Annotated in this window: 11 protein-coding genes; 1 reads left to right on the forward strand and 10 read right to left on the reverse strand. The window is 41.9% G+C overall.

The features are described 5' to 3' along the window. The first annotated feature begins 273 nt into the window (after nucleotides 1-273). The gene (locus JS40_RS00075) at nucleotides 274-1,644 is read left to right on the forward strand and encodes a T9SS type A sorting domain-containing protein (protein ID WP_034257592.1); all 1,371 of its coding nucleotides are present in this window, start codon (nucleotides 274-276) and stop codon (nucleotides 1,642-1,644) included. Here the strand turns inward: JS40_RS00075 and JS40_RS00080 are convergent, their stop codons facing one another. The 10 genes from JS40_RS00080 to JS40_RS00130 all read right to left on the reverse strand — a co-directional run bounded on the left by JS40_RS00080 (nucleotide 1,645) and on the right by JS40_RS00130 (nucleotide 11,919). Further along, entirely contained in the window at nucleotides 1,645-1,881 is a 237-nt protein-coding gene (locus tag JS40_RS00080) for a DUF6095 family protein (RefSeq protein ID WP_034257594.1), read from the reverse strand. After that, nucleotides 1,868-2,689, reverse strand: a complete 822-nt coding sequence (gene murQ, locus JS40_RS00085; protein ID WP_034257595.1) for an N-acetylmuramic acid 6-phosphate etherase — start codon at nucleotides 2,687-2,689, stop codon at nucleotides 1,868-1,870. The genes JS40_RS00080 and murQ overlap by 14 nt, the downstream gene beginning before the upstream one ends. Before the next feature lie 38 nt (nucleotides 2,690-2,727). After that, entirely contained in the window at nucleotides 2,728-3,534 is an 807-nt protein-coding gene (locus tag JS40_RS00090) for a DUF4249 domain-containing protein (RefSeq protein WP_034257598.1), read from the reverse strand. Between the two features lie 3 nt (nucleotides 3,535-3,537). After that, the gene (locus JS40_RS00095; protein WP_051957436.1) at nucleotides 3,538-5,880 is read right to left on the reverse strand and encodes a TonB-dependent receptor; all 2,343 of its coding nucleotides are present in this window, start codon (nucleotides 5,878-5,880) and stop codon (nucleotides 3,538-3,540) included. Between the two features lie 86 nt (nucleotides 5,881-5,966). Further along, nucleotides 5,967-8,195 (reverse strand): NADP-dependent isocitrate dehydrogenase, encoded by a 2,229-nt coding sequence (locus JS40_RS00100; protein WP_034257602.1) that lies wholly within the window; start codon nucleotides 8,193-8,195, stop codon nucleotides 5,967-5,969. A gap of 231 nt (nucleotides 8,196-8,426) precedes the next feature. Beyond that, entirely contained in the window at nucleotides 8,427-9,134 is a 708-nt protein-coding gene (locus JS40_RS00110; RefSeq protein WP_034257605.1) for a hypothetical protein, read from the reverse strand. Between the two features lie 549 nt (nucleotides 9,135-9,683). Continuing rightward, nucleotides 9,684-10,034 (reverse strand): 50S ribosomal protein L19, encoded by a 351-nt coding sequence (rplS, locus tag JS40_RS00115; protein ID WP_034257607.1) that lies wholly within the window; start codon nucleotides 10,032-10,034, stop codon nucleotides 9,684-9,686. Nucleotides 10,035-10,261: 227 nt separating this feature from the next. Next, nucleotides 10,262-10,939: a tRNA (guanosine(37)-N1)-methyltransferase TrmD gene (gene trmD, locus JS40_RS00120; protein ID WP_034257609.1), complete on the reverse strand. Its 678-nt coding sequence runs from the start codon at nucleotides 10,937-10,939 to the stop codon at nucleotides 10,262-10,264. Nucleotides 10,940-10,941: 2 nt separating this feature from the next. Beyond that, complete coding sequence (locus JS40_RS00125; RefSeq protein ID WP_034257611.1) at nucleotides 10,942-11,436, reverse strand: tetratricopeptide repeat protein; 495 nt, start codon at nucleotides 11,434-11,436, stop codon at nucleotides 10,942-10,944. 33 nt (nucleotides 11,437-11,469) lie between these two features. Then, nucleotides 11,470-11,919 carry a GNAT family N-acetyltransferase gene (locus JS40_RS00130; RefSeq protein WP_034257613.1) on the reverse strand — a complete coding sequence of 150 codons (450 nt, stop codon included), beginning with the start codon at nucleotides 11,917-11,919 and terminating at the stop codon, nucleotides 11,470-11,472. Nucleotides 11,920-11,954: the final 35 nt, after the last annotated feature.

Raw genomic sequence — 11,954 nt, forward strand, 5'->3', positions numbered from 1 at the left:
ACTACATTGTGGAAGAGTAGGTCGCCGCCTTCTTTAAAATCCCTCATCTAAACGATGAGGGATTTTTTTATACAATAAACCCAACACTTCCACGAATGGGGTGGTAGCGAGATCCTGCATTTTGTACTTTTTTAATTTACAAAATGCAGGATCTTGCTGTTTAAGAAATTTTGGGAGTCGACTTTAGTATAACCCAAATTTCATTCCTTGTATTCTTTTTTTTTACTGTAAGCCGATTTAATTCCTATCTTGTAGTTTTAAAACCATCAAAAAATGAATGCTATTTCTACGTATCTTCAAGTGTCTTTTTTTACAATTTTCGTCTTATGTGTTTCCTTACTAAAAGCGCAAGATAGGATTGCCGTCCTTCAAGATCCGGTGGTTGTGCTTTTAGATCCAAACGATGGAAGTATATTGGACCCGTCCTTTATCGATCTTACCCCATTGGATCCCGGAACTCCAAAAGCATTGCTACAAGTAGTGGATGAGATTTGGATCACAGACCAAATACGCGATCGTATCGATCGTTTTGATATTGCCGGAAACTATCTTAGCACCATAGGTGGCCAGGTTGCAGGAGGAGGTTTAGATAATGTTCGTGGAATGGAGCTCGTCAATGGAGAAGTATGGGTCACCAACGCAGGAACCAATAATGGTGCGCCCGGCAATGCCATAGTGCGGTTCGATCTGGATGGTAATAATCTTGGTTTTTTCGCTACTACCGGAAATGATTCTACCTTCGACATTATTGACGTGGGTAGCGGCGAGGTTTATATCTCCTATATCGGATCGGAATCTAAAATTGAACGTCGTGATTATACTGGTAATGTATTAGGAAATATACTGAATCAAGGTATTGTAAATTTTATCCAACAAATAGAGGTCAATACTACCAATAACTCAGTGTATGCAGCAGTTTTCAGTGTTACCGGACCCAACAGTTCGGGACTTTATGAATTTTCAATTACCGATGGCTCCATACTTAACTATTGGAACGAAGGGAATCTAAGAGGTGTCGCAATTCTGCAGAATGATAACGTACTTGTGTCAAATGCAGCCGGGGTACGCAGCTTGAATCCCAATACAGGCACAAGCACTGTGATTAACTCAGCATCAAGCCAATATTTTGGAAGGATTAGCTTAACACCTTGTACTCCTCCACCAACCCCTACGGGTAATGCCAGTCAGACTTTTAACGACGGGGCGACACTGGCCGACATTGTTGTGTCACCGGCCAACGTAACATGGTTTGCAACAGAGGCAGATGCGATGACAGGGGCTAATCCATTGCCGTTATCAACCGTTCTTGTGGATGCGACTACGTATTACGCAGTGAGTATCGTAGATAATTGTTTGAGTGATCCGCTAGCGGTTACGGTCAATATTGTTCTGGGCGCTTCAGATTTTGATCAACATACGCTTAGGGTGTATCCCAACCCAGCCAAAAACATTTTGACCGTTCAATACAGCGGGATTATACAGCGTGTTTTGGTCATGAACTTATTAGGGCAACAAATCTTAGAACAATCAGCACATTCAGAAAGTATAACGCTAGACGTTTCCACCCTGAAAGCTGCCGTATACCTTCTTACCATTGAAGCTGAAGACAAGCAACATACCCTTCGGTTTATAAAAATGGAATAATTATGAAGAACCCTTTTCCCCAAATACAGCAGTCAAAACGATCTTGATCCCACTAAAAAGAAGAAAGATGGTTACAGCCATAGCAATGATTCCCAAGGGTAAAAAGATATAGAGTGGGATTGTTTCTTTATTTAAAAATGCGAAAGTGAGAATATAGGTCGTTAAGACCAATAGCGGAATACATAGTACCAGCCTTTTGATCCCTTTCACTAAAATTTGTTTGTTAGTGTGTCTCATTGCGATAGGCTTGAATGGCAGAACGAACATTCTTATGGATGTTCAATAATTGTTGTGCTTCTTTTTCTGAAATATCGAGCTCCTGCATGACCATTTTAGTGCCACGATCTACGAGCTTATTGTTGCTTAATTGCATGTCTACCATCTTATTGCCCTTCACTCGACCTAACTGAATCATTGCGGCGGTTGAGATCATATTGAGCACTAATTTTTGAGCAGTTCCTGCTTTCATGCGGGAGCTACCGGTAACAAATTCGGGCCCTACGACGACCACAACAGGGTAGGATGCAGTTACTGCCAGAGGGCTACCTTCATTGCACGTGATGCAGCCGGTGACGATCCCTTCTTTGTTACATTTTTCTAAGGCACCAATGACGTATGGTGTAGTTCCGGAAGCAGCGATCCCAATAACGACATCGTTTTTTGAAACTGCATGTGCCTGAAGATCTGCCCATCCCTGTGCGTGTGAATCTTCGGCAAATTCTACGGCCTTACGGATGGCCTGATCACCACCGGCAATGAGACCTATTACTAATTCATGTGAAACACCAAAGGTAGGGGGACATTCACTTGCGTCTACAATTCCCAAGCGGCCGCTGGTACCCGCACCAATATAGAACAAACGTCCACCAGCCTTTAACTTTTGTGAAACCACTTCGGTAAGTCGTATGATCTGTGGTAATGCCCGTTCTACTGCTGTTGGCACCGTTTTGTCTTCGGTATTGATATGTTTAAGAAGGTCGGAAACGCTCATTTGTTCTAAATGATCGTACTGTGACACTGCTTCGGTGGTTTTGGTAAATTCCATATACAAATTTACGATACTTTCTAGAACCTACATTAGGATTATTGAACGGTATACGTTAAGATTGACACTTCAGAAATCCTGAAATAACCCAGCGGGAAATTATCGGGCGTGGTAGTATTCACTAAATTACCTCTCACCGTGGCGGGTTGCGTCTCGAACGGACCGTCACTTTGGTCGGTACTTTGCTGCAATAATACAAACATGAAGTTGTAAAAGTTTCTGTCGACACCATGCAGATAAAAAGTTACCTGATCATTGGTTTCCAGATCTTCCACAGAATAAAATCCGAAGATCCGGTTCCCGTCAAAAAACTCATCGTTAAAGGTATCGTACACATCTCCACGATCACTTAGCCCTTCAAAGAAATAATAATTCTCTTCATTAGGAGGATCGTTGAAAAAAGCTTTCAGCTCAATATCTTCTCCCGAAAACCCACCATCATTTCGCTGTTCCACAAACTCCAGGGGAACAACAGGTTCCAATATTTCGGTAGCCATATAGCGCTCACCTTCATAATCGACTTCTAATGTATAGCTTGTGTTCGCTTCTACTATAAAAGGATCAAGGCCATAAAGACCATTTCCCAAGTTGGGAAGCGGATATACAATACCGTTGGCATCGGTAATTGTTACCATGGCTTCATTCACGTGTGTCGTCCCCGTTTCAAAAAAGGGTTTGGTGATGGAAAGTTTCACCCTTGCAAACGCATCATCATTTTCAATATTCTTTATAATTCGTGCATCGACAACAAGTTTAGGCGCGCTTTCATTTAGATCAACATCAATCACATCTTCACAGGAAGAGAGTGTTGTCAACAGAACGAAGAACATAAACATCTGCTTCATAATCTAAAAATTAAAGTTATAAGTAATAGCTGGAATGATGCCAAAAATAGATAAACGCACTGCTTCATTCCTATTGATATCGGTGTTTTCCCTGAACGAAATCGAGGCAGCATTCTTTCGATTGTACACATTGTAAATGCTGAAGACCCATTCGCTCTTCCACCTTTTTTCAGTGTTGGGTTTGGGTACCCAGGTGGCCGACAGATCCAGATGATGATACGACGGAAGCCTACTGCTGTTACGTGCTTCGTACACGGGCACGACAATATCATTATAAACGTATTGTCCGCTGGGAAAGGTAGATGGCTGTCCCGTTTGGTAGACCATATTCGCTCCAAAAGACCATTTTTTAGACAGTTCGTACTGTGCCGTCACGCTAATGTCATGGGTCTTGTCCCATGGTGAATTATACCAAGATCCATTATTGATCCCCGTTTCAACGGGTGTCCTCCCGGGTGTACGTTGTTCACTTTTGGAGAGGGTATAGGCGACCCAGCCTTGTAATTTTCCCTCTGTTTTTCTGAAAAGAACTTCCAATCCGTAAGCCCTTGCTTCTCCATTTAAAAGAATCTGTTCGATGGCGTTGTTAGCAATAAGATCTGCATCATCCACATAATCCAACCTGTTCTGTACGGTTTTATAGAAACTTTCTATTTCCAGCGAGTACGACTCAAAGGTTTTGAAATATCCAATGGCTACCTGATCGGCCAGTTGTGGTTCAATATATTTACCACTGGGCGCATAGATATCGAAGGGGGTAGGCGAAGTGGTATTGCTTATTAGGTGAATGTACTGTGCCATGCGGTTATAGCTGGCCTTTAGAGAAGTATTATCACTTAGTTGGTAAGCGACCGCCATACGCGGCTCCAATTGAGCAAATGCTTGAATGGTCTTCCCGCGAGATAGGTAGAGCGTATCTATTGGTGTTGCTTTTTGGTATATATTTAAGTCCTCGTTGTACAGTAAGGGGTTGTCATTCTCGTATATATTCAGGGCATCCTGCCCTAACCGATTGAAGGTTGAAAAACGTAATCCGGCTTGAACAGCAAATCGATCGGAAAGTGTCACTTCGGCATCTACATAAACGGCATTCTCAAAGGCGTACTTATCGGTAAGTTTAAAGGGATTTATTCCGGAACCTTCTGTGGTTGGTTTAATATCACCCGGATTAAAAGTGTAATAGATGCTGTTAAGACCGTAGCGAAGATCTATTTTTTCTGAAAGGAAATGGGTGAAGTCATATTTCAAGTTCAGGTTTTGGATGCCACTGTCGAAATCGAATTCCACAAACTTCAGCTCAAGGCCGTAAAAATAGTCGGAATAGATGAGCGATAGATTACTGAAGAGCTTGTCGGAGAACAAATGATTCCAACGCAGGTTGAAGGTCGTATTTCCGAAGCTATTGGCAAAGCTGTCTGCGATACTAAATACATCCCTTCCGAAGTAACCCGACATATACAGCCGATTGTTCTTATTGAGGTTGTAGCTTATCTTTGTATTGAGATCGTAGAAATAAGCCACATTATCGTTGTCGAACAACGGAAGGAACAAATGTGCATAACTGCTTCTGCCGCCTATTAAAAATGAAGCGGAATCTTTTTTAATGGGGCCTTCCACCAACAACCTGCTGGCCACCAAACCTATACCTCCTTTGGCACGAAACTCCCGTTTGCTTCCGTCTTTTTGATAGATATCCAATACCGAAGATACACGCCCGCCATACCGTGCCGGAATACCGCCTTTATAGAGCGTAAGATCTTTAATGGCATCCGGATTGAACACCGAAAAGAACCCGAACAGGTGGGAGGAATTATAAAGCGTCGCCTCGTCCAACAGGATTAAATTTTGATCGGCTGCTCCACCTCGCACATTGAATCCGCTGGCGCCTTCTCCTGCATTGGTCACTCCGGGAAGTAAGGTAATGGATTTAATAACATCGGTCTCACCCAAGACCACGGGCAGCTGCTTGATGGTCTCCATCGACAATGTATTCACACTCATCTGAGGTTTTTTGATGTTGAGTTTCTCAATATCGGCTTTAAGAACGACCTCGTTAAGTTCTTCGGTGTCTATTTCTAAGGCGATGTCCAGTTGAACATTCTGTTGGAGTGATACTGTGGCGGTTCTTGTAGCAAAGCCCAGATTACTGTAATAGATTTCATAGTCTCCCGCGGGCAGTGTAATGGAATAAAAGCCATACTGATTCGTGACCGTTCCGGTTTGAAGATCGGGTATTATCACATTAACACCAATAAGTGTTTCACCTGTGTCTGCTTCGGAAACAGTTCCACTCACGGTATATCGGTCCTGTGCCAACAGCACCGAAGTTCCGAAGCACGCTAACATCACAAAAAGATTTTTCAATGCAATTTTTTTTAAAAATAGGGATAAAAAAAAGCCTTCTTAAATTCCGAAGGCTTTTTAACACAGATTTATTGTATACCGGATATTATGGTGTTGAACGTTTTGCTGGGTCGCATTTGGTTAAAGACCTTGGTCTCGTCAGGCCAGTAATAGCCGCCAATGGATACGGGATGTCCTTGTGCAGCGGTCAGTTCGTTCAGAATGTTCTTTTCTTCCGCTTTCAATGCCTTTGCAATAGGAGCAAAGCGTTCTTTAAGTGTTGTATCCTTGTTTTGAGCCGCCAATGCTTGTGCCCAGTATAAAGCCAAGTAATAATGACTGCCCCTGTTGTCAAGCTCATTAACTTTTCTGGAAGGGCCTTTTTTATTTTCCAAGAGTTTCTCGGTAGCTTCGTCCAGTGTTTCCGACAATAAGAGCGCACGTTCATTTCCAAACGTATTCCCCAAATGCTCGAGGGAAACAGCAATGGCCAAAAACTCTCCCAGCGAATCCCACCGGAGGTGTCCTTCCTCAACAAATTGTTCTACGTGCTTCGGTGCAGAACCACCGGCTCCGGTCTCGAAGAGCCCTCCGCCGTTCATAAGGGGAACAATGGACAGCATTTTGGCACTGGTGCCTAATTCGAGGATAGGGAAGAGGTCTGTAAGGTAATCCCGCAACACATTTCCGGTCACCGATATAGTGTCTTTACCCTCTTTTACACGTTCCAGGGTGTATTTTGTAGCGTCCTTTGGGGATAATATTTTAATTTCCAATCCTTGTGTATCGTGATGTGGAAGGTACTCTTTTACTTTTTGAATCAGCTGAGCGTCATGGGCACGCTCCTCGTCCAGCCAGAATACCGCAGGACTGCCGGTCGCTCTGGCTCTGCTTACTGCCAACTTTACCCAGTCGCGTATAGGTAGGTCTTTTACCTGACACATACGCCAGATATCGCCTTTAGCAACAGCGTGTTCCATTAAGGTGTTGCCGTCCTGATCAATTACAGCCACCGTTCCGTCTGCAGGGATCTCGAAAGTCTTGTCGTGGGATCCGTATTCTTCGGCTTTTTGTGCCATAAGTCCTACGTTAGGGACTGTTCCCATGGTCGTTGGATCGAATGCGCCGTGTTCCTTGCAGAAATCGATGGTTTCTTGATACACATCGGCATAACTACTATCGGGGATCACAGCTTTGGTATCACGCGTGGCACCATTTTTATCCCACATTTGTCCCGAATTACGGATCATGGCCGGCATCGAAGCATCAATGATCACATCGCTGGGAACGTGTAAATTAGTGATCCCTTTATCGCTATTGACCATAGCCAGATCGGGTTGTTCCTCTAAGATACGGGTAATATCCTCTTCGATCGCTTCTCTTTTTTCTGAAGGCAATTCCGAAAGTTTACTGGTAAGATCTCCAAATCCGTTACGCACATCTACGCCCAAGGCATCAAAGGTGTCTTTATATGTATCGAACAATTCCGAAAAATATACGTGAACGGCATGACCAAAGATGATAGGGTCACTTACCTTCATCATGGTCGCTTTCATATGCAATGAAAATAACACCCCTTTGTCTTTCGCATCTTTTACCTGGTGCTTCAGAAAGGAGAGCAATGCTTTCTTGCTCATCACCGTGGCATCAATGATCTCACCTGCTAACACAGGAACAGCTTCTTTAAGTACGGTCTCCGTTCCCGATGTTTCCTTGAGTTTGATCTTCAGTGCTCCTGCTGCAGCAAGGGTCACGGATTTCTCGTTATGTCTAAAATCACCATGCTCCATGGTGGCCACATGCGTTTTGGAGTCGGCACTCCATGCTCCCATACTATGCGGATTCTTTTTTGCGTAATTCTTTACGGCTTTTGGAGCCCGTCTGTCGCTATTTCCTTCACGAAGCACCGGATTCACCGCACTACCTTTGATCTTGTCGTATGTAGCTTTTATTTTTTTCTCTTCATCGGTTTTAGGATCTTCGGGATAATCGGGTAGGGCGTAGCCCTGTGATTGCAGCTCTGTGACCGCTTCAGTTAATTGAGGAATGGAAGCACTAATATTAGGAAGCTTTATAATATTTGCATCGGGTTGTTTGGCGAGTTCTCCCAATTCTGTCAAAGCATCATTCACGCGTTGGTCTTCTGTAAGGTATTCCGGAAAATTGGCAAGGATACGTCCGGCCAGAGAGATGTCACGTGTTTCAATTTCGATCTGCGAAGGAGCTGTAAAGGCTTCCAGGATGGGAAGTAGTGAGTGAGTTGCCAGATACGGTGCTTCGTCGGTCTTTGTATAGATTATTTTCGCTTTATTCGACATTGAGTGGGTTGGTTTTTTCAGTTTAAAAAAAATGAACTTTTAATAGTAAAGAATGGCAAATATAACGATTTGAACAGGCTTTTAAAAGATGGGTGCTACTATAATTTTGTTAATGCCGTGAACTTACAAAATAATGAAAAAGCCATAAAACGACCGCATAGCAGTGTTATGGCTTTTATAGCTTATAAATCGGAAATATAATTTAGTAGATCACAGGGTGATCTAAGATCTTTAATTTTGAAGTGAATTGTAATAGGAGACCAAGCGTATTAGGTCTTTTTCCTCGTCCAAGTCAGTGCGGTTCATACGGATAAAATTCTTTATTTCCTTATCATGGCTTGACATCACTTTAATAAGCTTGTTTTTATTTGAAGGTAATTCGTAAAAGACACCGTTTTTATTTACGAGGTAGTAAGTTACTTCCTTATCGAATTTTGCCGGTTTTGAGGTCTCATAGGAGGTTTTTGCAAAGAAGGGAGGAACATACGTTACATCGGTTTTTTTATAAAGATCAAAGACCTTTTCTTCAGAAATAATTTGAAAGTAATGTCCCTTATCAACTGAATCCTCAAAAGGGATGAACACATATAGATCATTTACAATCTTCACGAATACGTTAGGATCCTTAATAAGCGCACCATATTCGGTGTCATTTGAGTTTGTTTTAGTTTCTATTTCATCTGCAAAAGCATTGTAGCGCATTAATTTATTAGCGGCCACCACCTTGTCGCTTTTATAGATATTTCCGGGCAAAAAGTTTTCGTTGCTATATGGAGAACCTTCAATATTGGCTAAATCTGCGTCTGTAATCCCAAAAGCGGCATTTAGTTGTTCGACATCGATCTTCTTAACCTGTAATTGATAATAAGCCCCTTCTGTTTGTGAAAAACATACTAAGGAAAATAAAGACAAAAGTAAAATGGAAATATTTTTTTTCATGATAATAGTTTTTGTAAAAATACATTAATTCGTTTACGTACTCATACAACACATCAACAACTGTGCAAAAAAAATTCGCGAGGACGATTTTAAAACAAGAAAAGCCATAACATTGTATTGCTACATTGCTATGGCTTCTTGTGAAACACATCGTTACCAACCATTCGCCGAAGGCGAATCAAAGCAAGTTTATTATACCCTTGCAGTTGTGATGGGTTTCAAGAGAATTGTTTTTATCGAACCAGTAACAAAAAGCTACTCTTGGTCTCAAAAAACAGTCTCGAACTTTTCTTTAATCTCAATCCTAACCATCACAAGGATCGTTAGCATCTCAAACAACTAAAAAAAAGTATATAAAGAACGTTACTTTATGTATACAATCTGGCTGTAACACCATTTTGATATTGCTAATATAGAACAGAAATTCAATAAAACAACTTTTATAAGAGTTTAAATATTAACCAATTATAAACGTAGGTTATAAACATTTGTTCATAAAAAAAGCACCCTGGAAAAGAGTGCTTTTTTAGAAGTGTTTTCAAAGAAAAACTACGATCGCTTTTCTCTAATTCTTGCTTTCTTACCGGTAAGACCTCTAAAGTAATAGATACGTTTTCTACGTACACTACCGGTCTTATTTACTTCAATTTTTTGAAGTGCAGGTAAATTGACAGGGAAGATACGCTCTACTCCTACCGTTCCAGACATTTTTCTAATTGTAAAGGTTTGTGAACTTCCGGTACCTTTAATCTGGATCACAACACCCTTAAAGAACTGTGTTCTTGTTTTTTCCCCTTCACGGATCTCATAATACACCGTAATGGTATCTCCCGCACTAAACTTTGGGAATTCTTTTTTGGTTATAAATTCGTCTTGTACAAATTTTACTAACTCTTCCATTGTTGTTTACTTAACGTTCTGTTTAAAACAACATGCACGGATCTCGCCAGAGGTTGGATTAAATCGGTTGCAAAAATAAGCATTTTCTATTAGGGTGCAACTGTTTTTTCTTTTTTTATTCGGGCGATCCCCTCCTTTTAGAAGGAGGGTCGCGCTTTCGTGACTACACACCTTGGCTGCTGTTTGCAGCCCGCGGTGGGGTAGGTCCCCTCAATCGCTATCGCGGGTTACTCTTCCAAAAGATCAGGTCTTCGTGTCGCTGTTCTTTTATATGCTTCAGCTTCACGCCAGGCTTCAATTTTAGGAGTATTACCGCTTAACAGTATCTCCGGAACTTTCCAGCCTTTATAGTCGGCCGGACGTGTATAGATAGGCGGCGCCAACAAATCATCCTGAAAACTGTCAGTCAGCGCACTGGTCTCATTGCCCAGCACGCCGGGCAGTAACCTTATCACCGCATCACATACAATGGCTGCAGCGAGTTCCCCGCCGCTTAGCACAAAGTCACCAATGGATATTTCCCGTGTAATAAAATGATCCCGTACCCGTTGGTCTACGCCTTTATAATGGCCACAAAGAATAATGATATTCTTTTTTAAGGATAGCTCGTTAGCCATGCCTTGGTTCAAGGTTTTACCGTCCGGGGTCATATAGATCACCTCGTCGTACTCCCGTTCGCTCGTAAGCCGGGTGATACATTTATCTATGGGTTCGATCATCATGACCATTCCGGCGCCTCCGCCAAACTGATAGTCATCTATTTGTTTGTAATTGTTTGTGGCATATTCCCTTAAATTGTGGGTATGTACTTCCACCAGCCCTTTTTCTATAGCTCGTTTTAATATGGAAGCCTCAAACGGACTCTCTAATAGTTCAGGTAAAACGGTGATGATATCAATACGCATGCTTACAGAAATTCTTGCTTCATTTTACAACGTTCAATAGAGCCCTTCGCCCGTTCCAAAACACTTTTATCTAAGGTGTTCAATGCTGCTTTTTTATAATGTTCAATAGCTTCGGCGAGCTTTCCTTGCTGCTCGTACATGATGGCATACTCATTATAAATAGTCGATTTGGTGATCCCGGGGATCGTGATCGCCTGATCCAATAATTCTTTTAGTGTATCATATTTCTCTAGCGTAGAAAGAAGAACGGCGTAATTATAATAGACAGCCGGATACATAGGGCTTTTTTCCAAACACAATTTATACAGCGTTTCTCCCTTTTCATATTCCTTGAATTTTACTTCATATAAATAACCCAGATGGTTATACGCTTTCCCGAAATTGGGATCCATATCTATAATTTTTTCAAGCTTATTGGTAGCTTCATCATATTGTCCGTTCTTAATGTCCATATTGGCCTGGTCCAAGAGTTCTTCGAGTTTTGTCAAATGATCCATAGTACTAAAGTTAGGGAGTAAAAATACGGCAATTCATTGAGTTTGTACTTCCCAAGTATAATGAAAAACATTAGTGTCTTTTACCCAGCCCAACCGTTCGTATAGATTTTGAGCCGGATTATCGACAGCAGTTTCCAGCGTAAGTCCTTTGCTGCTTTCAGCTATGGCAAACTTTTTCGCGTGATTCATCAATGCTGCGCCCACACCTTTTCCTCGCGCTTCGGGAGCGACAAAAAGATCGTTCAGGATATAGGTGCGTTGTAAGGATACCGACGAAAAACTCGGGTACAACTGAGTAAATCCAAAACCCTTTCCCTTTTTGTCCAGTGCCATAAAAATGACAGAATCTTGCTTCAGCAACCGTTCGTTCAAAAAGTCATGTGCTGCTTCGGGGTTGGAAGGCTGCTTGTAGAAAACTCGATATCCGTCAAAAAGTGGCACAAGTTCTTTAAGATGTTCGGGTGTAGCTTTTAATATCTTCATGTGTGCATTCTATGATACGAAGATACGGCTTTCAG

This window comes from Altibacter lentus (assembly GCF_000746845.1).
Lineage (GTDB): Bacteria > Bacteroidota > Bacteroidia > Flavobacteriales > Flavobacteriaceae > Altibacter > Altibacter lentus.

What these genes read in the sequence shown, in the direction of transcription:
- trmD (WP_034257609.1), bottom strand. Translation starts at nt 10,939, where the DNA reads ATGCGTATTGATATCATCACCGTTTTACCTGAACTATTAGAGAGTCCG.
- JS40_RS00075 (WP_034257592.1), top strand. Translation starts at nt 274, where the DNA reads ATGAATGCTATTTCTACGTATCTTCAAGTGTCTTTTTTTACAATTTTC.
- JS40_RS00090 (WP_034257598.1), bottom strand. Translation starts at nt 3,534, where the DNA reads ATGAAGCAGATGTTTATGTTCTTCGTTCTGTTGACAACACTCTCTTCC.
- JS40_RS00130 (WP_034257613.1), bottom strand. Translation starts at nt 11,919, where the DNA reads ATGAAGATATTAAAAGCTACACCCGAACATCTTAAAGAACTTGTGCCA.
- rplS (WP_034257607.1), bottom strand. Translation starts at nt 10,034, where the DNA reads ATGGAAGAGTTAGTAAAATTTGTACAAGACGAATTTATAACCAAAAAA.
- JS40_RS00100 (WP_034257602.1), bottom strand. Translation starts at nt 8,195, where the DNA reads ATGTCGAATAAAGCGAAAATAATCTATACAAAGACCGACGAAGCACCG.
- JS40_RS00125 (WP_034257611.1), bottom strand. Translation starts at nt 11,436, where the DNA reads ATGGATCATTTGACAAAACTCGAAGAACTCTTGGACCAGGCCAATATG.
- JS40_RS00080 (WP_034257594.1), bottom strand. Translation starts at nt 1,881, where the DNA reads ATGAGACACACTAACAAACAAATTTTAGTGAAAGGGATCAAAAGGCTG.
- JS40_RS00095 (WP_051957436.1), bottom strand. Translation starts at nt 5,880, where the DNA reads ATGTTAGCGTGCTTCGGAACTTCGGTGCTGTTGGCACAGGACCGATAT.
- JS40_RS00110 (WP_034257605.1), bottom strand. Translation starts at nt 9,134, where the DNA reads ATGAAAAAAAATATTTCCATTTTACTTTTGTCTTTATTTTCCTTAGTA.
- murQ (WP_034257595.1), bottom strand. Translation starts at nt 2,689, where the DNA reads ATGGAATTTACCAAAACCACCGAAGCAGTGTCACAGTACGATCATTTA.